General features: G+C 46.2%; 25 protein-coding genes. 20 read left to right on the forward strand and 5 right to left on the reverse strand.

The window, feature by feature from the left end:
- Positions 1–3 precede the first annotated feature (3 nt).
- From B2337_RS02730 to B2337_RS02810, 18 genes are all read left to right on the forward strand, one after another.
- Positions 4–579 carry a TorD/DmsD family molecular chaperone gene (locus tag B2337_RS02730; RefSeq protein WP_292362136.1) on the forward strand — a complete coding sequence of 192 codons (576 nt, stop codon included), beginning with the start codon at positions 4–6 and terminating at the stop codon, positions 577–579.
- Between the two features lie 131 nt (positions 580–710).
- Positions 711–920 (forward strand): Tat pathway signal protein, encoded by a 210-nt coding sequence (locus B2337_RS02735; protein ID WP_292413924.1) that lies wholly within the window; start codon positions 711–713, stop codon positions 918–920.
- A gap of 12 nt (positions 921–932) precedes the next feature.
- Positions 933–3,809 carry a formate dehydrogenase subunit alpha gene (locus B2337_RS02740; RefSeq protein ID WP_292413925.1) on the forward strand — a complete coding sequence of 959 codons (2,877 nt, stop codon included), beginning with the start codon at positions 933–935 and terminating at the stop codon, positions 3,807–3,809.
- A gap of 16 nt (positions 3,810–3,825) precedes the next feature.
- Positions 3,826–4,410 (forward strand): formate dehydrogenase FDH3 subunit beta, encoded by a 585-nt coding sequence (gene fdh3B / locus B2337_RS02745; RefSeq protein WP_292362139.1) that lies wholly within the window; start codon positions 3,826–3,828, stop codon positions 4,408–4,410.
- 2 nt (positions 4,411–4,412) lie between these two features.
- Positions 4,413–4,592, forward strand: coding sequence for a hypothetical protein (locus B2337_RS02750; RefSeq protein ID WP_292362140.1), 180 nt, complete (start codon positions 4,413–4,415; stop codon positions 4,590–4,592).
- A 10-nt stretch (positions 4,593–4,602) separates the two neighbouring features.
- A complete protein-coding gene (locus tag B2337_RS02755; RefSeq protein WP_292413926.1) occupies positions 4,603–5,610 on the forward strand; it encodes a formate dehydrogenase subunit gamma in 1,008 nt (335 codons plus the stop codon).
- A 335-nt stretch (positions 5,611–5,945) separates the two neighbouring features.
- On the forward strand, positions 5,946–7,643 hold the full coding sequence (locus B2337_RS02760) for an NAD(P)H-dependent oxidoreductase subunit E (protein WP_292362142.1): 1,698 nt from the start codon (positions 5,946–5,948) through the stop codon (positions 7,641–7,643).
- Positions 7,643–10,444, forward strand: a complete 2,802-nt coding sequence (gene fdhF / locus B2337_RS02765; protein WP_292413927.1) for a formate dehydrogenase subunit alpha — start codon at positions 7,643–7,645, stop codon at positions 10,442–10,444. The genes B2337_RS02760 and fdhF overlap by 1 nt, the downstream gene beginning before the upstream one ends.
- Before the next feature lie 241 nt (positions 10,445–10,685).
- Positions 10,686–11,438, forward strand: coding sequence for a 5'/3'-nucleotidase SurE (gene surE / locus B2337_RS02770; protein ID WP_292362144.1), 753 nt, complete (start codon positions 10,686–10,688; stop codon positions 11,436–11,438).
- The gene (locus B2337_RS02775) at positions 11,435–12,097 is read left to right on the forward strand and encodes a protein-L-isoaspartate(D-aspartate) O-methyltransferase (protein ID WP_292414121.1); all 663 of its coding nucleotides are present in this window, start codon (positions 11,435–11,437) and stop codon (positions 12,095–12,097) included. Before surE ends, B2337_RS02775 begins: the two co-directional genes overlap by 4 nt.
- Positions 12,094–12,669 (forward strand): YqaA family protein, encoded by a 576-nt coding sequence (locus tag B2337_RS02780; protein ID WP_292362146.1) that lies wholly within the window; start codon positions 12,094–12,096, stop codon positions 12,667–12,669. The genes B2337_RS02775 and B2337_RS02780 overlap by 4 nt, the downstream gene beginning before the upstream one ends.
- Before the next feature lie 2 nt (positions 12,670–12,671).
- Positions 12,672–13,502, forward strand: a complete 831-nt coding sequence (locus tag B2337_RS02785) for a peptidoglycan DD-metalloendopeptidase family protein (protein WP_292362147.1) — start codon at positions 12,672–12,674, stop codon at positions 13,500–13,502.
- Between the two features lie 88 nt (positions 13,503–13,590).
- Positions 13,591–14,668 (forward strand): peptide chain release factor 2 gene (gene prfB / locus B2337_RS02790; RefSeq protein ID WP_292413928.1). Its coding sequence is split into 2 segments (ribosomal slippage): positions 13,591–13,644 and positions 13,646–14,668, totalling 1,077 coding nucleotides; the frame shifts between segments, so codons are not numbered across the junction.
- Positions 14,669–14,679: 11 nt separating this feature from the next.
- Positions 14,680–16,173, forward strand: coding sequence for a lysine--tRNA ligase (gene lysS / locus B2337_RS02795; RefSeq protein WP_292413929.1), 1,494 nt, complete (start codon positions 14,680–14,682; stop codon positions 16,171–16,173).
- A 178-nt stretch (positions 16,174–16,351) separates the two neighbouring features.
- On the forward strand, positions 16,352–18,223 hold the full coding sequence (locus B2337_RS02800) for a hypothetical protein (protein ID WP_292413930.1): 1,872 nt from the start codon (positions 16,352–16,354) through the stop codon (positions 18,221–18,223).
- Positions 18,224–18,508: 285 nt separating this feature from the next.
- Positions 18,509–19,036 (forward strand): DUF4145 domain-containing protein, encoded by a 528-nt coding sequence (locus tag B2337_RS02805; protein WP_292413931.1) that lies wholly within the window; start codon positions 18,509–18,511, stop codon positions 19,034–19,036.
- Positions 19,037–19,209: 173 nt separating this feature from the next.
- Entirely contained in the window at positions 19,210–19,425 is a 216-nt protein-coding gene (locus B2337_RS14410; protein ID WP_363105196.1) for a TIGR02450 family Trp-rich protein, read from the forward strand.
- 76 nt (positions 19,426–19,501) lie between these two features.
- Positions 19,502–19,840, forward strand: coding sequence for a thioredoxin family protein (locus tag B2337_RS02810; RefSeq protein ID WP_292413932.1), 339 nt, complete (start codon positions 19,502–19,504; stop codon positions 19,838–19,840).
- Between the two features lie 20 nt (positions 19,841–19,860).
- Here B2337_RS02810 and B2337_RS02815 read toward each other — a convergent pair whose 3' ends face one another.
- Positions 19,861–20,706, reverse strand: coding sequence for a DNA ligase (locus tag B2337_RS02815; protein ID WP_292413933.1), 846 nt, complete (start codon positions 20,704–20,706; stop codon positions 19,861–19,863).
- A 526-nt stretch (positions 20,707–21,232) separates the two neighbouring features.
- Here B2337_RS02815 and B2337_RS02820 point away from each other — a divergent pair.
- Positions 21,233–23,068 carry a lytic transglycosylase domain-containing protein gene (locus B2337_RS02820; RefSeq protein WP_292413934.1) on the forward strand — a complete coding sequence of 612 codons (1,836 nt, stop codon included), beginning with the start codon at positions 21,233–21,235 and terminating at the stop codon, positions 23,066–23,068.
- A gap of 108 nt (positions 23,069–23,176) precedes the next feature.
- Here B2337_RS02820 and B2337_RS02825 read toward each other — a convergent pair whose 3' ends face one another.
- On the reverse strand, positions 23,177–23,464 hold the full coding sequence (locus tag B2337_RS02825; RefSeq protein WP_292413936.1) for a DUF3144 domain-containing protein: 288 nt from the start codon (positions 23,462–23,464) through the stop codon (positions 23,177–23,179).
- A 168-nt stretch (positions 23,465–23,632) separates the two neighbouring features.
- Between B2337_RS02825 and B2337_RS02830 the strand changes: the two genes are divergently transcribed.
- Positions 23,633–23,974, forward strand: a complete 342-nt coding sequence (locus B2337_RS02830) for a Fis family transcriptional regulator (RefSeq protein WP_292413937.1) — start codon at positions 23,633–23,635, stop codon at positions 23,972–23,974.
- A 129-nt stretch (positions 23,975–24,103) separates the two neighbouring features.
- On the opposite strand, the gene B2337_RS02835 is transcribed toward B2337_RS02830, so the two are convergent.
- From B2337_RS02835 to B2337_RS02845, 3 genes are all read right to left on the reverse strand, one after another.
- Positions 24,104–24,562, reverse strand: coding sequence for an HIT family protein (locus B2337_RS02835; RefSeq protein ID WP_292413938.1), 459 nt, complete (start codon positions 24,560–24,562; stop codon positions 24,104–24,106).
- An 8-nt stretch (positions 24,563–24,570) separates the two neighbouring features.
- Entirely contained in the window at positions 24,571–25,563 is a 993-nt protein-coding gene (locus tag B2337_RS02840; RefSeq protein WP_292413939.1) for a ThiF family adenylyltransferase, read from the reverse strand.
- Positions 25,564–25,634: 71 nt separating this feature from the next.
- Positions 25,635–25,826, reverse strand: coding sequence for a hypothetical protein (locus tag B2337_RS02845; protein WP_292413940.1), 192 nt, complete (start codon positions 25,824–25,826; stop codon positions 25,635–25,637).
- Between the last annotated feature and the right edge of the window lie 258 nt (positions 25,827–26,084).

The raw sequence follows: 26,084 nt of genomic DNA on the forward strand, positions 1-26,084 counted from the left end.
GGCGTGGAAGATATTGAAGAAACTCAATGGCGTGCCCAAACATACGCCTTATTAGCTAATTTGCTGGCGGCCCCGCCACAACAGAATTTACTGGATAACATTGTCAGTCTGCAGGTTACTCATCCTGAAAGTCCTCTGGGGCAGGGCTGGAAGGCTTTGGTAGAAGCTGCTGGAAAATACAATGCCGAACAAATTGCGGATGAATATCAATTATTGTTTATCGGTCTGGCGCAAGGTGAGGTTATTCCTTACGGCTCGTATTATCAGAGCGGCTTTTTAAATGAAAAGCCACTGGCAAAATTACGCATAGATTTAGGCAAACTCGGACTTGAGCGGCAACAGGACAAAGCGGAGCCGGAAGACCATATCGCCGGGGAGTGTGATGTGATGCGTTTGATTCTGACAGCTAACGGCACGCCAATCATAGATGATAAAACCTTTTTTAATACGCACTTACGACCCTGGGCAGTCAAATTCTTTACTGACTTGGCGAAAGCCAAAAGTGCTGCTTTTTACGGCGGGGTGGCATTATTGGGTAAACATTTTACAGAAGCTGAACTTCAACGCCTCGAACAATGACAAATAGTTTGATTTTGTGGGCGAATATCCTTGAACACTCATGTCGTCTGCGCGATAATTAACACTCAAATTTGTTGTCGACGCTGACAACCTCTTGCTTGTCAATGCACTGAATTTCATCCGGAGAAATCATGACTGCAAAGCCATCAAATAGCCGCAGAGAATTTCTGCACAAATTGACTGCCACCATTGGTGGAACGGCGACACTGGCACTGACAGCAAATACGCTGCAAGCCGCCCCACAACAAGCAGTTGAAACTCCCGCTAAACCTGCTCCCGCTGCAAAAGGTTATCAACATACTGAGCATGTTGAGACTTACTACCAGCGTGCTGACTTTTAAAAGACTGACGCTATGAAACTGACTAAACGTGATCCGGCAGCTATTCGCAGTGATAAATCAGGCGTTAACCGTCGTACATTCCTGAAAGGTTCAGGTATTGCTGCGGGTGGCGCAGCCTTTATGAGTCTGTTGCCTACCGCAATGATTCAAAAAGCAGACGCGGCTGAAGGCCGCCAGCCGGCTTATGATGAAGGCGAAATCACCAGGGTACGCAGTGTCTGTAGTCATTGCAGCGTAGGTTGCGGTGTCACTGCAGAAGTGCAAAACGGGGTGTGGATCGGTCAGGAACCAAGTTTTGATCATCCTTTCAATCTGGGGTCGCATTGTGCCAAAGGAGCATCGGTCCGCGAACATGGTCACGGTGACAAACGTCTTAAATATCCGATGAAAAAAGTCGATGGCAAATGGCAACGATTGTCATGGGATCAAGCGATCGAAGAAATCGGCACACAGATGCTGAACATACGAGAAACTTCAGGACCGGATTCGGTTTACTGGCTGGGCTCTGCAAAATTCAGCAATGAGCAGGCGTACCTGTTCCGCAAATTTGCCGCATTCTGGGGCACCAATAACGTCGATCACCAAGCACGGATATGTCATTCCACCACTGTTGCCGGGGTAGCCAATACCTGGGGCTATGGTGCAATGACCAACTCTTATAATGACATTCATAATTCAAAAGCAATTTTCATCATTGGTGCCAATCCGGCCGAAGCTCATCCGGTTTCGTTACAACATATTTTCCGTGGTAAAGAACGTGGTGCACCGATCATTGTAGTCGACCCGCGCTTCAGTCGTACCGCCGCCCATGCGGATCAGTTTATTCGTATCCGCAGTGGTTCTGATATCCCGTTTGTCTGGGGTATGTTGTGGCACATTTTTGAAAATGGCTGGGAAGATAAAAGCTTTATCGATCAGCGTGTTTATGGAATGGAAGAGATCCGTAAGGAAGTGGCGAACTGGCCACCGGCGGAAGTCGAAAGAGTCAGTGGCGCCAAGGAAGCGGATGTTTATCAGGCCGCCAAAACCATGGCCGAACACCGTCCCGGTACGGTTATCTGGTGTATGGGCATTACCCAGCATACCGTGGGTAACAGTAATACCCGCGCATTATGCATCCTGCAGTTAGCGCTGGGTAATATGGGGGTTTCCGGTGGTGGAACCAATATCTTCCGTGGCCATGACAACGTTCAGGGAGCCACCGACTTCGGTGTGGTTTCTAACAGTCTGCCGGGTTATTACGGTCTGGCTGAAGGTGCCTGGGAGCATTGGGCCCGGGTATGGAATGTCGAGCTGGACTGGCTGAAACAGAAATTCGATCAAACCAAATACGAAGAAGTTGAAGGCACTGCGGTGTCACCGATGTATACCAACGGCATTACGGTTTCCCGCTGGATTGATGGTGTCTTGGAAAATAAAGATAACATCGACCAGAATGATGCCATCAAAGCGATGGTGCTTTGGGGGCATGCGCCAAACAGCCAGACTCGTGGCCCGGAAATGAAAGAAGCCATGGAAAAGCTGGATTTACTGGTGGTGGTGGATCCTTATCCAACGGTTTCTGCCGTTATGAATGATCGCCAAGACGGGGTGTATTTATTACCCGCTTCAACCCAGTTTGAAACCTATGGTTCACTGACTTCATCAAATCGTTCAGTGCAATGGCGTTTCCAAATCATCAAGCCATTATTTGAATCATTGCCTGATCACACCATCATGTACAAATTCGCCAAAAAATTCGGCTTTGAACAGGAACTGTGCAATCAGATCGAAGTGAATGGTGAAGAGCCATTGATTGAAGATATCACGCGCGAATACAACAGAGGCATGTGGGCAGTTGGTTACACTGGTCAGTCGCCAGAACGTCTCAAATTGCAATCTGAAAACCTGCATACCTTCAATACCACCACATTGAAAGCCGAGGGCGGCCCATGCGATGGTGAAATTTACGGTTTGCCCTGGCCTTGCTGGGGACCACCGGAAATGAAACATCCGGGCAGTCATATTCTGTATGACAACTCTACACCGGTAGCTGAAGGCGGTGGTCCATTCCGTGCCCGCTTTGGTGTGGAACGTGATGGCGTCAACCTGTTATCTGAAGAAGGCTCCAGTACAGTGGGGGCTGAACTCACGGATGGTTATCCTGAATTTACCGATACCATGCTCAAGGAGCTGGGCTGGTGGGATGATCTGACCGCTGAGGAAAAAGCCGAGGCCGAAGGTAAAAACTGGAAAACCGATTTATCGGGTGGTATCCAACGTGTCGCCATCAAACATGGTTGTGCGCCTTATGGTAATGCCAAAGCGCGGGCAGTAGTCTGGCAGTTCCCGGATCCAGTACCAATTCACCGTGAACCGCTGTATACAACCCGTCGTGATCTGGTGGAAAAATATCCTACCTATGAAGATCGCCGCAGCTTTTATCGTCTGCCGACGCGTTATGGTTCAATTCAGGCGAAAGATTTCAGTAAAGACTTCCCATTAATCATGACCAGTGGCCGACTGGTGGAATACGAGGGTGGTGGTGAAGAAACCCGTTCTAATCCATGGCTGGCTGAGTTACAGCAGGATATGTTTATCGAAATTAATCCGGCTGATGCCAACAATGCAGGCATTAAAGATGGTCAGCAGGTATGGGTGGATGGTCCTGAAGGGGGAACCATCAAAGTAATGGCAATGGTGACCCAGCGTGTTGAGCGTGGCGTAGTGTTTATGCCGTTCCACTTTGGCGGCCACTATCAGGGTAAGGATTTGATTGATAATTACCCTGAAGGCACTGTGCCACATGTTCGAGGTGAATCGTGTAACACCGTATTCACTTATGGTTATGACTCCGTAACGGCGATGCAGGAAACGAAAGTTTCTCTCTGTCGTATCCGTGCTGCCTAATTAAGGGGATTGCTAAATGGCTCGAATGAAGTTTTTGTGTGATGCCGAGCGTTGTATTGAATGCAATGCCTGTGTCACTGCCTGTAAAAATGAACATGAAGTACCCTGGGGTATTAACCGTCGCCGCGTCGTCACTATCGATGATGGGATTCCAGGTGAAAAATCCATCTCAGTTGCCTGCATGCATTGCAGCGATGCGCCATGCCAAGCGGTATGCCCAGTAGATTGCTTCTACACCACAGATGATGGTGTGGTATTGCATGACAAAGATATTTGCATTGGTTGTGGTTATTGCTTTTATGCCTGCCCATTTGGCGCGCCGCAATATCCACAAGAAGGTGCTTTTGGTGCCCGCGGCAAAATGGACAAATGTACTTTCTGTGCTGGTGGCCCGGAAGAAGATAACTCGGCGGCTGAAGTTGAAAAATATGGTCGTAACCGTTTAGCCGAAGGTAAACTGCCATTGTGTGCTGAAATGTGTTCTACAAAAGCATTAATTGCTGGTGATGGTGATATTGTTGCTGATTTGTTCCGCAGTCGTGTGGTACGCCGCGGTGGACGTCCTGATAACTGGGGTTGGGCAACAGCCTACAAGGATTAATCATGAGACTGATTATTTTAATGCTTGGCGCCTTTCTACTTTCTGCCTGTTACGAAGACACTGATGTAACCATGCATAAAGCGGGCGTTTATAAAGGCAAGGAAGATAGTCATGCTTTATCTGCAGAAGAACGTGCTGAGGTCTTAAAGCAACGTTTCAACAGCGTACAAACGGATCGCTAACGGAGTAAGCATGTCTGCAACGGCTACTATGAATAATCGTAAAAAAACATCGCTCTGGGCAATGCTGATCATTGTGTTGGCTATTCTGGTGTTGCCGTTAACCGGATATTTATATGTACACTTCACCGGCACGGATACTGTTGCAGAAAAATCCAATCCGCGTGCTGATACCTGGCGTCAGGTTCGTGAAGGCAACAAAGGTTACAGTGCGGTTAAAGGTCAGGAAACCAATGTACTGATTGAAGGCGCTGGTCAAAACTGGCGTCAGTTGCGTAATGGTCCTATAGCAACGTACGGTGCTTGGTTACTCAGCGGCGTGTTAGTGATTCTCGCAGCATTTTATTTATGGCGGGGTGAGGTCAAACTCAATCATCCTCGAACTGGCAAGACCGTTGAGCGTTGGACATTAAATGAGCGGCGTTTGCATTGGACTACAGCAACATTGTTTATCTTGCTGGCAATCACTGGTCTGAGCTTATTGTACGGGCGTTTCGCTTTGATACCGTTGTTGGGCTATCCGGGGTTTTCTGCATACGCCACTGCCGCCAAATGGATACACAACGTACTAGGCCCTGTGTTTATGGTGGCTTTGTTTATTATCCTCATGAAATGGTTCAAAAATAATCTGTTCACCAAAGTGGATATCCAGTGGTTTAAAGACTTTGGTGGCATGATAGGTGATAAGCATCCCTCTGCTGGTAAATTTAATGGTGGGGAGAAAGTGTGGTTCTGGACTTTGGCAACGGCCGGTGTGGCATTATGCTTTTCGGGCCTGGTGCTGGATTTCCCTAACTTTGGTCAAGAGCGTTTCGTTATTATTGTCGCCCATCTGATTCATATTCTGACAGCAATGCTGTTAATGGCATTTTCACTCGGGCATATCTACATCGGTACCATCGGTACGGAAGGCGCACTTGAAGGTATGACAACCGGACACGTTGATGTTGCCTGGGCTGAACAACACCATGATTTGTGGTTAAAAGAACTGGAACAAGCACCACAAAAACCCAGACAGTAATTTGCGCAAATCAGATACCTGTTATCAGCCGGACAGTGAAAACTGTTCGGCTGTTGTTTTTTTGAGCTATCAAAACGAATTTCTCTCCTGCTCCAATTTGGATCATTTTTTTCCTTTCAACATCGCCTAAAACCAACTCAACGGTGCATTGTGCATTTATTTAGTGCATTTTTGAACTCTTGCCAAAGCGCTTAATCTTATCTTTAAACAAAAGCTTGATTTCGCTTTAATTTTCGGTCGTCATCAGGCTTCACAACAGCAGTTAGCCATGATAGTTTTGACAGGATTTTAAATTATAAAAGCCAAAGCAGGCTAAGAAGTGAGAGAGGCAGTACATGATCGAGCAACCCATCAGTGCTCAAAAAACTGGTAAAAAAACCAAGTTGGCACGCATTACCAGTAAAGGTCGGCAGATTGATCCCAAAGCGTTGGCCGAAGTCCGGCAATTGCTGGGCGATGCATCCAGACAAAAAGATCTTTTGATAGAACATCTGCATAAAATCCAGGACTTTTACAAACATATCTCGGCAGCACATTTAGTTGCGTTAGCCTATGAAATGAAATTGTCACGGGCAGAAGTCTATGAAGTAGCCACCTTCTACCATCATTTTGATGTGATTAAAGAAGGCGATACCATCCCGGCTGATTTAACCGTGCGGGTCTGTGATTCCATGAGCTGCGAAATGGCCGGTGCAGAAGGTCTTATCGATTCGCTTGAAACGGCAATGGGCCAAAAAGTACGAGTACAGCGTGTCCCTTGTATCGGACGTTGTGACAAAGCCCCGGTTGCCGTAGTGGGTATGCATCCTGTTGAGTTTGCCGATGTTCAAAAAGTCGATGAACTGGTTGAACAGAATGTCACGGAACCTGAAACGATTGCACCGATTTTGTTTGAACAGTATGTGGAAAATGGTGGTTATTCCATTTATCAACAGTGCATGGCGGGTCAGCATAAAGTCGAGAATGTGCTCGACATGATGGATGATTCGGGACTACGCGGTCTGGGTGGGGCTGGTTTCCCGGTCGGTCGTAAATGGCGAATCGTGCGTGACCAACCCGCCCCGAGATTAATGGCCGTCAATATCGATGAAGGCGAGCCGGGCACGTTTAAAGATAAATATTATCTGGATCGCGATCCTCACTGTTTTCTGGAAGGTATGCTGATTGCTGCCTGGGCAGTGGATATTAATGAAATCTATATTTATCTGCGTGATGAATATGCTGCCATTCGGGTGATGCTGGAACAGGAAATTGCCAAACTACGCGCTCATCCACCGGTAACCAATTTACCAACTATCCATTTACGACGCGGGGCAGGTGCCTATATCTGTGGTGAAGAGTCTGCAATGATTGAATCCATTGAAGGCAAACGCGGCATGCCAAGGCTGCGTCCCCCATTTGTTGCCCAGGTGGGGTTGTTTGGCCGGCCGACGTTGGAACACAATATGGAATCGTTGTATTGGGTTCGCGATATTCTGGAAAAAGGTCCGCAATGTTTCACTGATCATGGACGCCATGGCCGTAAAGGTCTGCGTTCGTTTTCTGTCAGTGGACGTGTCAATAAACCGGGTGTGCATCTGGCCCCTGCGGGTATCACGATGCGTGAACTGATTGATGAATATTGTGGTGGCATGCTGGAAGGCCATGAGTTTTACGGTTATTTCCCAGGTGGAGCATCAGGCGGTATTTTGCCTGCTTCGCTGGGTGATGTACCACTGGATTTCGATACCTTGCATGAATACGACTGTTTTATCGGTTCGGCAGCAGTGATTGTATTCTCTGATAAAGACCGGGCACGTGACCTGGCAGTCAATGCCATGCGTTTCTTTGAAGACGAGTCCTGCGGCCAATGTACGCCTTGTCGGGTAGGCACTGCCAAAGCGGTTACCTTAATGAAACAGGCTAAATGGGACGAACCATTGCTCGAAGAGTTGTCTCAAGTAATGGTAGATGCGTCAATTTGTGGTCTGGGGCAAGCTGCTCCCAATCCGTTGCGATGCGTCGTCAAGTATTTCCCTGAGGAGTTGAAATAATGGCCACTCAATTACAAGACAGCGTAGAAATGATCGAATTTACGCTCAACGGCCAGCAAATCTGTGCAAGAGCTGATGAAACAATATTAAAAGCTGCCGAACGTGAAGGTATCGAGATACCCCACCTGTGTTATTCAGAACGAGAAGGACAGGATGGTAACTGTCGTGCCTGCATGGTGGAAATTGAAGGCGAGCGTGTTTTAGCCCCTTCATGCTGCCGTTACCCCGGCAATGACATGAAAGTGCAGACCAACAGTGAACGGGCTTTGCATTCACAACGAATGGTGCTTGAGTTGCTCAAGTCAGACGTATCAGAAAAGCCGCATACACTGCATTCCGAACTGGATTACTGGGCCAGTAAACTGGAAGTCAGTACGCCGCGTTTTAAACCCCGCAAACAAGCCGCTCCGGATCTGTCTCATCCAGGTATTGCCGTGAATATGGATGCCTGTATTCAGTGTACCCGTTGTGTGCGTGCCTGCCGCGATGAGCAGAATAACGACGTCATTGGTTTGGCCATGCGTGGCAGTCATACCGAAATTGTCTTTGACCTTGATGACCCGATGGGTGAAAGCACCTGTGTCGCCTGTGGCGAATGTGTACAGGCTTGCCCGACCGGTGCGTTGATGCCTGCCAATGAAGTGGCCATGGTGGAACCGGATCGCCAGGTTGAGTCCGTTTGTCCATACTGTGGTGTGGGTTGTCAGCTGACTTACAACATCAAGGACGACAAGATTTTATATGTTGAAGGTCGTGATGGCCCTGCCAATCACGGACGCTTATGTGTCAAAGGCCGTTATGGTTTTGACTATGTACATCATCCACACCGTTTAACCAAACCACTTATCCGCCGTGAGGGTGCGCCGAAAGCCGGTGACTTTACGATGGAACCCAACGATATTGATAAAATCTTCCGTGAAGCCACCTGGGAAGAAGCGCTGGATATGGCCGCCAAAGGCTTTCTGAATATCCGCGATCAAAAAGGCCCGAATGCATTAGCCGGCTTTGGCAGTGCGAAAGGCAGTAACGAAGAAGCTTATCTGTTCCAGAAACTGATCCGTACCGGTTTCAAAACCAATAATGTCGATCACTGTACTCGTCTCTGCCATGCTTCCTCAGTGGTGGCATTGCTGGAATGTCTTGGTTCCGGCGCGGTATCCAATCCGGTCGCTGACGTAGACAAAGCCGATGTGATTGTGTTGATTGGTGCCAATCCGACCGTGAATCACCCGGTGGGTGCGACCTGGATGAAAAATGCATTGCGTGCTGGTACCAAACTGATTCTGCTGGATCCACGTACTACCGAGTTATCGCGGATGGCGACACATCATCTGGCCTTTAAACCGGGCAGTGACGTGCCGATGCTTAATGCCATCATGCATGTCATTGTTGAAGAAAATCTGGTGGATCAACGCTTTGTAGCCGAGCGTACGCTGGGCTTTGAGGCGATGAAAAAACATCTGCAGAAGTATACGCCGGAACTGATGGAGCCGATTTGTGGCATTCCTGCACAAACATTGCGAGAAGTTGCGCGACTCTACGCCAAAGCGGATGCCGCGATGATTTTATGGGGTATGGGGGTATCGCAGCACGTTCATGGTACTGATAATGCCCGTTGCCTGATTTCACTGTCGTTAATGACCGGACAGATTGGTCGACCGGGAACCGGACTGCATCCATTACGCGGACAGAATAATGTTCAGGGTGCGTCGGATATGGGACTTATCCCGATGCGATTGCCGGACTATTACAAAGTGGAAGACGATTCCGCGCGGCATAATCTTGAACAGTTATGGGGCTCAGAAATTGATTCCAAACCGGGTCTCACGGTGGTGGAAATCATGGATGCGATTCATGCTGGCAAGTTGAATGGTCTGTATATCATGGGTGAAAACCCGGCAATGTCGGATCCCGATGCCAACCATGCAAGGCAGGCATTATCCGAGCTGGATATTCTGGTGGTGCAGGATATCTTCCTGACCGAAACCGCTTATCTGGCCGATGTGATTCTGCCAGCCTCAGGTTTCCCGGAAAAAACCGGTACATTCACTAACACTGATCGACTGGTACAGATGGGACGTACCGCCATTCCGATGCCGGGAGATGCACGTCAGGATTTATGGATCATTCAGCAGATTGCTCAGCGAATGGGGCTGGACTGGCATTATGATGGACCTAAAGAGGTCTTTGAAGAAATTCGTAAAGCCGTGCCTTCCATGGGAGGTATGACCTGGGAGCGGCTGGAACGCGAACATGGTGTCGTCTATCCATGTGAACAGGAAGGTGATCCGGGTGAGCCGATTATTTTCACTGATCGTTTCCCGACAACGGATGGACGCGGTTTGTTTGTGCCGGCAGATATTGTTGAACCGGATGAACGTCCGGACGATGAATATCCATACGTGTTGATTACCGGTCGTATGCTGGAACATTGGCATACCGGTTCAATGACTCGCCGTTCCAATGTATTGGATGCCTTGGAGCCTGAAGCCGTGGCGACTATCCATCCGCTGACCCTGGAAGAAATGAATGTCAGACCGGGTGAAATGGTGACCTTGTCGACACGTCGTGGTGAAGTTTCTGTGGTGGCGCGGGTAGATGAAGCCGTGCCGACCGGTGCGATATTTATGGCGTTCTGTTATTACGAAGCGGCAGTCAATAAATTAGCTAACGCGGCACTGGATCCGGCGGCAAAAATTCCGGAGTTCAAATATTGCGCGGTTAAAGTCACACCAGGTGGAGTTCCACTGGAATTTCATAGTTATGGTGGTGGTCAAGCCGTCAATAAACTTAGACAATGATTGAGTCCGGGCGCTGTTGTTTTTTGAGCACCTTCACTGCTTGAGGTTCATGTAATCAACAAGATGGAGATGAGGCGATGTAATTTGTTTTACATAAATTATTTCCAACCCAAGAGGGCGGAACAATAGCGCCTTGTATCACAAAAGGGCATGTTTTCATGCCCTTTTTTATGTCATAAGCGCGCATTCTTGCTAAGATAGCGGCGAATAATCTCTTGACGCAACAGGTCAAAAAAACATAATGAAAATCCTCATAAGTAACGATGACGGCTACATGGCAAAGGGTATCCGGACACTGGCGCGCTCGCTTGCCGGTCTGGGAGAAATCACCGTAGTCGCCCCTGATCGCAACCGAAGTGGCGCAAGTAACTCGCTTACCCTGGAAAATCCGTTAAGACTGGACCAAATGGAAGACGGTGTATACCGGGTCGAAGGCACGCCTACTGACTGTGTGCATTTGGCGATCACCGGTTTACTGGATGATGAGCCGGATATGGTGGTTTCAGGCATCAATGCCGGGGCTAATCTGGGCGATGATGTATTGTATTCCGGCACCGTAGCGGCCGCGATGGAAGGGCGTTTTCTCGGATTACCTGCCATTGCCATTTCTCTGGCCAGCTCTGAAGGTAAACATTACGAGACCGCTGGCTGGGTGGCGCAACAGTTGGTTGAAAGACTTAAATCTGTAGCATTACCTGCCGATACTATTCTCAATGTGAATGTGCCTGATTTGCCAATTGAAGAAATTATCGGCTTTGAAAGTACCCGTCTTGGGCATCGGCACAAAGCCGAACCGGTGATTAAAGAACTGGATCCGCGTGGCAGGCCAATGTATTGGATTGGCCCCGCGGGCGCTGAAGAAGATGCCGGTCCCGGTACCGATTTTGATGCGATTCGTCGCGGTGCTGTATCCGTCACACCTTTGCAAATCGATCTGACACGCTATGATGCGATTGATGGTGTTTCACGGTGGTTGGAAAGCACTTTGCCATGATCGCCGATCCTCGCGGAATAGGGATGACTTCGCAACGGACACGGGATCGTTTGATCCAGCGTCTGCAGGAGCGTGGTATCAAAAATCTTCAGTTACTGGCGGTGATGCGGCAGTGTCCACGGCATTTATTTGTCGATGAAGCATTAGCCAGCAGAGCCTATGAAGATACGGCGTTACCCATTGGTTTAGGCCAGACGATTTCACAACCTTATATTGTCGCCCGCATGACAGAAATTCTGTTGGAGGGTGGTCCCAGAAACAAGGTATTGGAAGTCGGCACTGGCTCTGGCTATCAGACGGCAGTGCTTTCTGCATTAGTGCCAAGAGTCTTCAGTGTTGAGCGCATTGCGCCATTACTCAAGCAGGCCAGAGAACGCTTTTATCTGTTAAAGCTTAATAACATTCGCCTCAAACACAGTGATGGCAATTGGGGGTGGCCGGAAAATGGCCCCTATGACGGCATTATTGTGACCTGTGGTGCAGAACATATACCGCCTACATTGTTAGAGCAGCTTGCACCCGGTGGACGATTGGTCATCCCTGTTGGAGGCAGCAAAGGACAGGTCCTGAAAGTGATTGATCGGGTCGGTGGAAAATTTGAAGAAACAGACTGGGATGCAGTCAGTTTTGTCCCATTGTTAAGCGGACAAATTGGATGAAATTATTTTCAGGACTGTACGCCAAAGTCATGCAATGGGCCAGGCATAAATATGCCACCTATTGGCTGGCATTGGTCAGTTTTTCTGAATCGTCTTTTTTCCTGATACCGCCAGATGTGATGCTGGCGCCGATGTCATTGGCACGGCCGGACAAAGCCTGGTTTTATGCTGGCTTAACGACAATAGCTTCCGTGTTGGGCGGTTTGCTGGGATATCTGATTGGCCTGTTCGCTCTGCAAATGGTTGAACCCTGGATCATCCAGTTTGGTTACATTGAAGCCTATGAAACGGCCCAGCAATGGTTTGCCGATTACGGTTTCTGGGCCATATTTTTAGCCGGATTTACGCCAATCCCGTACAAGATCTTTACCATCGCTGCCGGTGCCGTTGGCATGTTGTTACTGCCCTTTATTCTGGGGTCTTTAATTGGGCGCGGCATGCGTTTCTTTCTGGTCGCCGGATTAATGAAATGGGGCGGCAAGCCGTTTGAAGAAAAATTACATCTGTGGGTTGACCGTCTCGGCTGGTTGACTGTTGGTCTTTTGGTTCTGGCCTATCTGATAGTTATTTGAATATGAAACTGTTGCTGATTTCGTTGCTCCTCTTATTGACTGCCTGTAGCGGTAACTATGCGTTAGCACCGATTGGCAGAGAAGATGGTCGCAACTATCAGCAGCGTCCGGCCCCGGCTCCCGCCCCAAACAGCTATACCGTTAAAAAAGGCGATACGCTGTATTCGATCAGTTTCCGTTATGGAATGGATTATCGTGATGTGGCGCGCATTAATGGTATTCGTTCACCCTATACGATTTATGTCGGTCAACAGATCAAATTCAAGGGTGCGCCAATCACGACCACAGCGACACGTCCAGCGCCTGCTAAACCGGCCCCCAGTAAGCCTTCGTCACCTTCGGTCACACGACCTTCAACACCTTCTCAACCGTCAAGACCCACTACGGCTACACAAACGCCAAAAGCAACACCCTCAACACCTGCCCCATCATCTTCACCCGCAGTGACCTCAAGCAATGAAAGCCTTGTCTGGCGCTGGCCAACAGAAGGGCGCGTTGTGTCGACTTTTTCGGAATCTGCGGCTGGCCGTAAAGGTGTCAATATTATCGGAAAACCCGGTCAGCCTATTGTCGCGGCGGCAGATGGCAAGGTGGTATATAGTGGTAATGGTTTACCGCGTTACGGTAATCTGCTGATCATTAAACATAATGACACTTATTTAAGTGCCTATGCCCACAATGACACGTTACTGGTGAAAGAAGGGGACTCAGTGAAAAGCGGTCAACGCATCGCCACGCTTGGCCGTTCCGGTACTCAGGTCGAGCAATTACATTTTGAAATCCGCCGTAACGGCAAACCGGTCGATCCCTTACGTTTTCTGCCTAAACAATAAGCGGCATTATCCGTTACAATAACGGGTTTGCTGCGGCAACATTATCAATCAATTTCAATGAGGTACTAGCGTGGAACTCGGCGCGACGATGCAACGAATTAAAACTCTCCGCGATCGCAGTGACGATCTCAGGGGGTATCTTTGACTTCGATACCAAAGCAGAACGCTTAGTCGAAGTTACCCGTGAGCTGGAAGATCCCAATGTCTGGAATGATCCTGACAATGCCCAGAAACTGGGGCAGGAACGCTCAAGCCTCGAGCGCATTGTCAAAACGCTGTCTTCACACAGTGAAGTGCTTGATGACGCCAAAGACTTGCTCGAACTCGCTGTAGAAGAAAACGACGAAGACACCTTCAATGCAGTGAATGCCGATTTGGATGCATTGGAAAAAGGTCTGGAAAAACTCGAATTTCAGCGCATGTTCTCCGGCAAGCTGGATCACAATAGCGCTTATCTGGATATTCAATCCGGTTCGGGCGGTACTGAAGCACAGGATTGGGCCAATATCATCTTGCGTATGTATCTGCGTTGGGGCGAAGCCCAGGGTTACAAAGTCACGCTGATGGAAGTCTCCGAAGGTGAGGTGGCCGGTATCAAGAGTGCTACGGTTCGCTTTGAGGGCGAATACGCCTTTGGCATGTTGCGTACCGAAACCGGTGTACACCGTCTGGTGCGTAAATCACCGTTTGATTCCGGTGCCCGTCGTCATACTTCATTTGCCTCGGTGTTTGTGTATCCAGAAGTCGATGACACCATTGAAATCGACATTAACCCCTCTGATTTACGTATTGATACCTACCGCTCAAGCGGTGCCGGTGGTCAGCACGTTAACACCACCGACTCAGCGGTGCGTATTACTCACGTACCGACCAACACTGTGGTGCAATGTCAGATGGAACGCTCACAGCATAAAAACCGTGACCAGGCGATGAGCCAGTTACGCGCCAAACTCTATGAGCTGGAATTACAAAAGCAAAACGAAGTCAAACAGGCCGCCGAAGAATCCAAATCGGATATCGGCTGGGGCAGTCAAATCCGCTCCTATGTACTCGATCAATCACGCATCAAAGATTTACGTACCGGTGTCGAAACCGGAAACACGCAGGCGGTTCTGGATGGCGATCTGGATCAATTCATTGAAGCCTCACTCAAATCAGGTTTATAAGCGAATCCAACATGACCCAAGAAACAGAATTTGACGAAAACCGACTGATTGCCCAACGTCGTGAAAAACTGGCCACCATTCGTGAGCAAGGCAATGCCTTCCCCAATGACTTCCGTCGCAATGTGATGAACGGCGAGTTGCAAACCGAATATGCCGAATGGGATGGCGATCAACTCAAAGCCACACCACGCCGCGTCGCCATTGCGGGTCGCATGATGACCAAACGGGTTATGGGTAAAGCCAGCTTTGCCACCGTGCGTGATATGTCCGGTGATATCCAGCTTTATGTCGCGCGTGATGAATTACCGGAAGGCGTCTATCCACAATTTAAAACCTGGGATAACGGCGACATTATTGCTGCCGAAGGTACCTTGTTCCGCACCCAAAAGGGCGAATTGTCGGTACATGTTGAAACCATCAAATTACTGACCAAATCACTGCGTCCATTACCGGAAAAATTCCACGGCCTGTCCGATATGGAAACCCGTTATCGCCAGCGTTACGTTGATCTGATCATGAACGAAGCCAGCCGCGAAACCTTCCGTATTCGCACCAAAGTGATTGATGGCGTGCGTCGTTACCTGATGGATAAAGACTACCTCGAAGTCGAAACACCAATGATGCAAGCCATTCCCGGCGGTGCCACAGCCAGACCATTCACCACTTATCACAATGCGTTAGATATGGATCTGTTTCTGCGTATCGCACCGGAACTGTATCTGAAACGACTGATTGTCGGTGGCTTTGAACGGGTATTTGAAATCAACCGTAATTTCCGTAACGAAGGTCTGTCTACCCGCCATAATCCAGAATTCACCATGGTAGAGTTTTATCAGGCCTATGCCGATTTTAATGATCTGATGGATCTCACCGAAGATATGCTGCGTACTGTGACCCAAAATGTACTCGGCAGCAGCCAGGTGCATTATCAAGGACTGGATATTGATTTTGCCAAGCCATTTGATCGTATGACCGTCAAAGATTCTATCCTGCATTTCAACCCGGATCTGAAAGCCGAACAACTCGACAGCATTGAAGCCGCCAGAGAAGTCGCCCAAGTTTTGGGCATTCCACTGAAAGACAGCTACGGTCTGGGTAAAGTGCAAATCGAAATCTTTGAAAAAACCGTCGAGCATCAGCTGATGCAACCGACCTTTATCACCGCTTACCCAACCGAAGTCTCCCCATTGGCAAGACGCAGTGATAACGATCCGTTTGTTACCGACCGCTTTGAATTCTTCGTCGGTGGCCGTGAAATAGCCAACGGCTTCTCGGAATTAAATGACGCCGAAGACCAGGCCGAACGATTCAAAGCCCAAGTCGCCGAAAAAGATGCCGGTGATATCGAAGCCATGCATTACGATGCCGACTATATCCGTGCCCTTGAATACGGTATGCCACCAACAGCCGGTGAGGGGATTGGTATTGATCGGTTGGTGATGTTGTTGACAGACTCACCCTCAATTCGAGACGTATTGCTGTTTCCGCATATGCGGCCGGAATGAAAATAAGTTACATTTTAAAATGAACTGACGGGCGCGAATGCCCGTCAGGCTTGTAACTCAAGCAAAATCCGTCTATTGTCCTTCTTTATGATCTTGAGAAGCTGGTCGTTCTAAGTATCAGAATGATATTAAGTTTTTTGGGCTCTAGTGAGTTTTTACTCGTAGATAAGGAGGTCCAATGAAGCTTCAGCAAGTTCTCTCATCAATCAACCAGATTGAAAAATCCAAGTTTATTACCTGCCTAGATAAGCTCTGCACATCGGCAGAGAAATCAAATAAATCTATCTCTGAAACATTAAAGAAAGTTAATAAACATATCAAAGAAGCATCTGGTGTTGAAATAACTCATCTATTTAATGCTGTTTCACCTGACTATAAGTCTTCGATTCAATCACAGCTGGCAATGGCTGGAGCCTCAACGGGATTATTAATAAATATATTAACCAGAGATGGGAATGCTGTTGCACGGACTTCATGGATCGAACAGTTATATTCAAAAGAACAGGAACGTTTAGACAAATTATCCCAAGAATTAATAAACGAAATCGAAAAGACCGACCAAGAAAATTATGATCATGCTCATCGATTAAGTATTTTTCGAAATTGTATTGAGGTCGCATACAAAAACGATTTACAAATTAATCGACAAGCAAATATTTCAGATGATGAACGAAGTATTCTAAATACTTTGGCACATGAATTAAAAATTTCTCAGGATGAAGCTGCTGCGATAGAACATCTTTCCGATCCCATTAAAGCCGGTAAAGAGACTGTTGAAGCATGCCTTCAGACTCTTCGAGAAATGGGCATAATTTTTATTAATCGACGGACTTCAGAAGTTCTAATTCCTGATGAAATCATTCTTGTATTGAATGAAATACAGAATAAAGAATTAGCAGATAAATACTTATTACGTATTTTCCGGTGTTTATCAGATGCAGAGTTATCTAACATCTTGAAAAGTTACGACAAGCGTATTCGTGGGATAACAAGGGCAGAGAAAATCAATACGATTTTACATGCCGGAATTAATATCAGAGATATTCTCTCAGATGATTTATTCGACAAAGACGAAAATCAAAATCAGCGTAAAGAACGACTTAAAGAATTAATTAATGAGCTTGATATCCCAGCTGAAAGACTAGGGACTACACTGGATGAACGAATTAATATTATTATTGAAAGTTTAAGATCGGCTACAGAAAGAGAATTTGATGCTATCAGTGCCACGAGTTATAAAGAATTATTCGAAGCATTAGAAAGTAATTTTAATAGTTTAAATAATGAGTCTAACGAAACATTTATTGAACGCCTCAGACGAGAGTTTGAACTGGAAGACAATGAAGAGCTTGATACAGAAAGATTACGCGCTCTTTCAATTACTCCTCATGATATTCTTTACCTCCTTTCCAATGAAGAAATAAAAAACCTCAGAGACAGCATGAAGCTGTCCAAGAAAGGTAATCCACGTGTTGTTATTCTGGAAGCTTTCGCCAGTGCAAATGATAAATTAATTGAAAACTTTGGTTTGCTTTCACGCCGTGATTTAGCTGGCTTAAGAGCGGCTGGGGTTGAAATTAATGAGTCCGAACTCGGCAGCAAATTTGAGGAAACCATAAAAGCAATATTGGAAAGTCTTGAGCTTAATGTTAACGAAGAGCTAAGAAAATCTTTAAATACGGCCAAAGATAAAGCCGATATTTTGATTTCACTCAGCGAAGATGACGTAATTGTTGGTGAAGCAAAATCATTTAAAAATGGTGATTATGCAAAGTATTCCACTACTTCACGACAGGTGAAAGCTTATGCTAATCGTTGTGAGAGCCAAGGAAAACGAGTTGCACAAGTATTGATCATTGCTCCAGCTTTTTCAGCTGACTTTATTGAGTCCGCTGCAATGGATACAGATATCAATATCTCACTATTAACAGCGGATGGTCTGAAATTAATTTACGACACCTATAAAACGAAGCGGAAACCTAATTTTTCAGCAAAGTTACTTACGAAAGGTGGTTTGTTGAAAGCTGAATTGATTGCAAAGAACTTATGAATGTCGAGTTTGTTGCCCCTTGATTGTAATTAGTACATTCGGCGTAGTTTTCATGCCTTTAGACGCAGTGTTGTCCGCGGTTAACAAGACCATCCAGCGACACCGAAACGCGACGCGGCTGATGGTTAACATTAGGGATTATAGGAACCAAAACTCATGAAATGCCCTCACTGTCTTACTGAATATCATGACGAGCCGAGCACAATTCCGCTAGGAAATGACGCGGATGGTCAATGGGCGATAATCCGCTATTTGTGTCCCGCCTGTAAGAAGATTGTTGCTCTAATGGCTAATGGTACAGTTAATGGTTCAGGAAAAGGGATGCACATACACAATATCAAAACAAGCTATCTCGCAAGACCAAAATCAGCAAGCCGTCCGCCACCACCAAAAGAAGTGCCCAAGGAGTTTTCTGAAGATTATATTGAGGCAAGCATGGTGCTTGCAGATAGTGCTAAGGCAAGTGCTGCCCTAAGTCGCCGATGTTTACAGCATTTGCTTCGAGAAAAGGCTAGCGTAAAGCATGGAAATCTTGCTAATGAAATTCAGGAAGCAATAGATAGCGGCCAATTACCATCATTTATCTGCGGTGCTATTGATGCTGTGCGTAATATTGGTAACTTTGCTGCTCATCCAATAAAAAGTCAATCAAGTGGCGAGGTTGTACCCGTAGAGCAAGGAGAGGCTGAGTGGAATCTTGATGTATTGGATTCATTATTTGATTTTTACTTTGTTCAGCCAGAACAAATAAAAAAACGCAGAGATGCTTTAAATATAAAGCTATCCGAAGCTGGAAAACCGAACATGAAATAGCAATCAATGGGGTAAGAGTGTTTGATTTTACTCTAAGCCACTATTTCTGAAGCCGATGAAGAGTCGTTATGTGAGATCTTTTAACGCCAGCCGAAAACGCTCAGGCACTATTTAGTACGGGCGTTTATTTACGATCGTGTCATGCTAACCTTGAATTAGATAATATTGTTGCAATGAATCGAATAAACCCAGCTAAGCTACATAACAGTAAGTGGACCGCGGTGAATCCGATAAATCGAGAAAAGCATTTCCTGGTATCAGACATCGAGTTTGACGAAGATGGATCAGTTATCTCATGCAAATTGGAAGCGATTATTTCTAAGAAGCGTTATTCAATCGACTGGACGGAATTAAGAAACCAAGACAAATGGATTCAGGGTTGGAAATAGCTATTGGCAGTGAATCAAAAGTGGCAGACTCCGCACCTTTTAATTATTTTTCTACGTTTGTGGGGGAGTATTAGGGATGAAAGCCAGTGAGAGTGGTTCTAACGCTGATTACTCAGAAGAAGCCTTCACATTTGAACAAGTTGGCGAGTTAGCCGGTGACGTTTTACTTGAATTTGGCGCGCCCTGGTGTGGTCACTGTCAGGCGGCAAGTTCGGCGATAAACGAAGTCGTCACTGAGCATTCTGGACTGCGTCATATTAAAATCTATGACGGAAAGGGCAAACGACTGGGACGTGCGTTCAAGGTAAAGCTTTGGCCGACGTTGATACTGTTGCACGATGGGGATGAAGTGGGTCGACTAGTGAGGCCATTACGTGCTGATGAGGTCCGCCAACTCATGTTGAAGCTCAACTAAAAACGGTAACTTAATTCTGATTACTCCCTGATGCGTATAAAGCTGGCAAAACGGGGCACGCCATTTTTTGTGAAACCATGATATTTATAAGTGATAATACTGCCGATAGGCGGCGGGTTCGCGCGATCGGCGTCAGTGAACCCAGTGCCTATCGAAAACTCAATACCTTGTTGATTCTTTACTCGCAGCGCCCCAAGCATACCAGTGTATTTGCCCTGACCGGGTAACTGCGCAATCACTTCAGCTTCGTCATCAAAGTAAGGTTTTAACTTCAATAAAGCATCACTTCTGTTGGAGCGGTGCGGCGCTGATGCTAAATGCAACATCAGACCTTCCGCACCATTTTCAACCAGCGTTTGCAGGTGTTCACTTAACGCATGGTTGGAGTTAAAACGTTGCTGTTTGACGGCCTGAATATGGTCAGCATTTATCTCTTCGATCAGGCGTGAGTAATTGTTATAACGCTGCTCAAAAGGAAGCTCTGCGTCGGGCATATCAAACACCATATAGTTGACTTCACGCCAAAGGCCATCGTCCGGCGTTTGGGTTCGTACAATACCGCTTAACCTGTCGAAATCCTGCCGTCTTGTCCATAGCTCACCATCAAGCCAAACCTCAGGAAGGGGAGCCGTAAACCATTCAGGCGCTGATATGGGGTTGCCTTGCCTGGTGAGCAGTAGTTCGCCTGTCCAGATGGCACGCACACCATCGTATTTTTCACTGACCAAATAGTTGCTGATGTCACCGACATTATCCTGGTCATACACGTTTGCCAGTTGGACCTGTGGTAGTGTCTCTGCTCCAACGGCGAAAACTTGAACGGTGAAATAGCAAACCGCTAAAAATAAAAGAATAGGTTTTGACATACATGCATCCTTGCTTGTCAGGGGGTGTGGTTATAACGGGTTGAATGATAATCGGTCGGGAGGGCTATTGCTCCTGCATAATGTTGGTCAATAACATTTATATAGATTGGTGTTGCCTGCACCGCCAAATATAGCCTGATCACTGCGCTCAATTCCGCAAATTATGTCGCATACTTCGCCCTTTTATCGCTGATAAAGAGGTCTTACTTTGAATTACCTAATGAACCAATGATAGTGTTATCAGGCATAGTGACAAATAGCTGATGAATATGTGTGCTGGCACACTATGCAAAGGTCAGGGCTGATCATAAAAAGCCAGGTATCAAAATTGAAGCGCCGCGAGATTGCGAAGATTTTGGTTTCAAATCTGATTGAAGACTACTGCTTTGACAAGGCAATCAGCCTTGATCTGCTCGAACGCTGTATTTCATAACACTTCTTTAAAAAGCGCGGCATAATATTACAGGTCAGCACTGGATCAAGCCCTGACCCTGAATCATCTCGCTTTTAACCATTGGAACATCGAATGAAACATATTGGGTGGCTGCTTTTCGTCTTATATAGTTCGAACGCGCTGTCAGCGGGCGAAGTTGAGATCCCTTTGCTGGCTGAAACCGCTCATCTTCAGACGGCGATCAGTCGCGTCCTTGATTTCGATGAAAATGGCCAAAGCACGATTAGCAACGACCTATGCAACCGGGTTGAGTTATCCGATATGGTGGTGGTGACCGATGGTGACCAACTGTCTGTTGGCATGGCATTGACTGCCACTACCGGTGGCTATGTGCTCGGTGCCTGCCGGGGACCTAAACCATGGCAGGGCCGCCTTGCATTGAAACTTACCCCCAAGGTTATGGCATCAGGACAGGCCATAGAGTTTGTACCTGATTCGATTGAATTGTCGCGCCCGGACAGTACCCCCGGCATTTTGACCAAACCAGCTCAGATCATTGCCGATGCGCTGGTGCTGCCGCGCATGAAGAGGGTACAAATTGACCTGACCGGGCCACTGAACGGCCTTGATGGATTGATCGTGCAAATGCTGGGCCAGGGTGGTGAGGGGGCCTTGGTTCAACGAACTCGAATTACCCGCCTGCAAACTGAAGAAACAGGTGTCAGGGCCTGGCTGGCATTTCAGGTTCGCGCTCCTGAACCAGACCTTCGCGAGCCTGAGCCAATTTTGGATGACAGCGAGTTAGCTGAATGGCAAACGCTTGAAGATGAGTTAGATGGCTTTCTGACTACTATTATTTCGGCGCTGGCCTACTCAACGGAGTCCCGTATCTTACGTCTGGAATTACTTGCCGTGCTGTTGGACGCGCGACACGCAATTGCCGAGGCGCTGACGGTCGATGATCCCGACTATGATCCGGTTCGAGAGCTTTTTCTGTCGACATGGGATCGGCTGCGGCCACTGATGAGCGAACTTGAACGTTTGAAGACGCCAGCTTTGGATGCTGATTTCAGGCTTGCCACCTTTATAGCGGGGGGTGACGCGCTGCGGGCACTTGACGCCCTCGGGCCTGAGTATGGTTTTGAAATCACCCGTGACGGTCTGCGCAGACTTGCCCGCCTGCTGCTCGCCGAATCGGCGCCGCCGAGTTTTACCCCGTTACCGCTGGAGGTCGACCCGGAGTTTCGTGATTTGTTTGGATTGGATACCAGCAATGAGGCCGAATTCACAACAGAAGAACTAGCAGGACAAATCAGTGGTGGCTTAAGTTGGCTAGGGTCCTGGCTGTTTCCGGCCGCCCATGCCGACAGTATCCCCCCGGAAGAGGCTTTAAAGGGACTAGTGCCGCAACGGGATAATCTTGATGCCTACCTTGAGCTGGTCGCCAGCTTACTGGAGAAGCAAACTAACGCCTGGCTGGCCGAAAATGATCGCTTGCCGGACACGATGGCAGAGCGACTCGATCCTCTGGTTCGTGCCACCGCATGGAAAGAATCCTGCTGGCGCCACCTCGTTAGTTCACGTGACGGGCCCCAGGTACTGCGTTCAGCCGGTGGCGCAGTGGGCATGATGCAAATCAACGGTCGGGTCTGGCGTAATGTCTACGATCTTGAACGCCTCGTTGATGAGGTTGACTACAATGTGAACGCCGGCATCGAAATTCTGACCCATTATTTGCTTGATTATGCAATCCGCAAAGGCGAGCACGAACAGCCCGGCGGTGATGACAATTTGATCAAGGCAACCTATGCCGCTTATAACGGCGGGCCGGGACACCTGGCACGATACCGTCGCGAAGACACCGCCATCAGCTTGAAGGCTATCGACAATGCGTTCTGGAACCACTATACGACCATCAAGGCTGAACAATGGCCTGATATCTCAAGCTGTTACTCGGTCGGTGGATGATCTCGATAATGTTCAAAAAACGTCTGTCAGACGAGATCAAGTTGGCTTAGCATGAATGAACATAAAGCCCTGTTTAGACTCAACAGGGCTTTATATTTTAGTGATTTATTATTTCTGTCTATAGCTATCGAAACGGGCAATATATTCTTCAAGGTTTTGATTGAGCATTTCTGCGTAACGTTGGGTGAAAAATTCAATGGCGGCTTGTTTTTCGGCCTTCAGAATCTCGGCACTTTCAACAGAACGGGCGACGCTGAAAGCATTAAACCGGGCGGTTGAATAGAGAATTGATGTATTGACCTCGTCTACAGTACTTTCTGCGGCCTGCTGATTGGCAACGGCGATGAATTCATCGGCACGTTGTTGAAATGTTTTTGCTGGTGAATTTTCACTCATTCTTTCTCTCTCATTAGTCTTATTGATTTGAAATGTGATTGATGTCGGTATGATGTTTTAATTGGCTATATTAGCTTCTCGAACGTGACCTATAGTATCAGATAGAAAAATCTGTAAAACAGAGCGAACATCCTTAAGATCTAAAAATCATCAGACCTGATATGAACTATGCGTAAAACAGATAAAAAAATGGATAATCAACTTCGGCTAAAATTGACCGAGGTATGTGAACAGGCATTAAAAGATATCGCTGGTTTTCAGTGGCTAACGCACTTGGTGAACTATGATGATTTTCCAAATAGCTTAATGGTGGTTTGTGTGTTTGATACTAACGAAAATTTGAAGAATTACCTTCAATCCGATGACTCTCAAGCATTGGCGTCACGTATTCAATCTGAATTTAAGGCGATGGATATCAAGCTCAAACGTCTTGGTGATCATATCGCATACGATTCTGAAGAGAACTGTAATCAATATTACAATGGTAATTGGGCACTCAGATTGGTGTAACCAATAGCAATCGACCTTATCCCAATTAATACAAACGTATGGATAACCCATATGCCTAACAAAAGATATTCGAATCAAACGGTCATCAACCAACTTGATTTTTGAAGATCCCTTGAACTTTCAGTTCCATTAATAAGAAGTTCTTATTTGTGATGCTAATTTTTCCAATTGAGCGTCATCGGCACGCCGGTAATCATGTGAAGAAATATATCCTTCATATTCTTCAAAAAATTTATCGACGTTTGACGATATTTTTTTGAACTCTGAAGAACTACCTGTTCCATGCATCGGAAATAGCTTACAGTGAAGATGATCCACACCATAACCTTCAAAAAACACACCTGTCCTCCCCACGTTTGGGAAAAAACCATCCAGAATTTTTGCAACTCGTTTACTCGCCAGAACTAGACCGATAATTTCCTCATCTATTTGATCAAAAATATAACTCGAAAGATGCTTTTTAGGTACAACTACTGTGAATCCTCTTGTATTAGGAAAGACGGATAAGAAAGCCAGATGATTATCATCCTCCCAAATGATGTGTGCAGGAGTTCTCCTATGCACAATATCACAAAAAATACACGACATAAGGCACCCTAATTAAAGTTTCTTGTTTTACGTGGAAAATCAGTTGTGTTCCAATGAGACATGAAAGAAGTTTTTAACTTTTCGTCATTAGGAAATGCTAGGCTGAGAAGACCTAGAGAGGAAATTATTCCAGCAATTTCGGTATTAATAGGTCCGAAACTTGGGCCAATAAACCATGGATTTCTCATCCAGTTTAGTTTTGTGTGTTTGTCAGATTTTACATAACTATTTGTTACGTATTCAACAATTAGGTTTGAATGAAAATATCCGCAAGCTATAAGTTTTATAAGCCCCTTATATGCTAATGATTTAAGTTCCTCCACTCCAATCCCGAGTGGTTCATCAGCTGTTAAAAAAACTAGATCATAGCCTTGAGTAATCTCCTGGATATTATTACTTTCGACTTTTTCCTCCATTACACTTAAATTTATATGTGAATACCTTTCAGATAATTCTCTAGCAAGAACATCTACTTTCTGCCTACCTAAATCTTGTTTTCGCCAGAAAAACTGTCGATTAAGATTACTCAGTTCAATAATATCTTCATCAATAAGCTGAATATTCCTCACCCCGGCACCAGCAATATTTATGGCTGATAAAGAACCTATACCACCACATCCAATAATACAAACTTTAGCGTTCTGAATATTATGGATAGCTTCACACACTTGTGAGCAGTTATTAGATACAGAGCATAAATATGATGCTGTTCTACTTGTTATTGGATTTTCAAGATATTCTATACATCCGAAAATATCATGCTCCTTCCCGAATAAAATGCTGCCAGTTTTAATTAAAGCTTCAACTAGATACTCCACACTTTCCGATTCAATTTTAATAACACCATAAGGGCCAGATATTACAGATAATGTTTGTTGATCATCGTATGCTATCAATGCTGAAGGTGTGATGATCCCTATTGGATTAGCATTTATATACACTATTCTATTTGAGATTTTAATCTTTCCGTCATCATCCATAATTGAAAACAGATCAAACATACATTTCTCCTATATTAAATATAAAATTAAGGCCTTAATACACTGTATTAAGGCCTTAAAATGGTGCTTACTTAATTACAAAAGTTTGGTGTAAGAGGAGGGGGGCAAATACCATATATCACTACATCTTGTGATTTTATTAGTTCAGATTGAATAGCTGGTTTCTTTTGATTTGATGATTGTTCTGTATTGGCTGCATATGCTGTAGTTTGTGCAGCAGCCAGAATTGCAATGATTCCAGTTATTGTTGCTTTCTTCTTCATGTTATTTCTCCTTGTTTATAACATTAAAATTAGCTAAATAAAGTGAAGGCTTTACCCCACCTTCAAGATAATCTTATGTATTTGAGAGTTAATGTCAACAGGTAATGATAATCAATATCATTTATGCAGAAAGAGCCATTTTGATTCCGTTACCATTTGGCTCTAAATCACGAATCAAGAGTACAGCCAACTTGAATTGATTACGTAAGTTGATGAAATAAATATCTAAAATCTTATCGCTACAAGGATGTGACTACA

The sequence above is a fragment of the Methylophaga sp. UBA3192 genome (assembly GCA_002363955.1).
GTDB lineage: Bacteria > Pseudomonadota > Gammaproteobacteria > Nitrosococcales > Methylophagaceae > Methylophaga.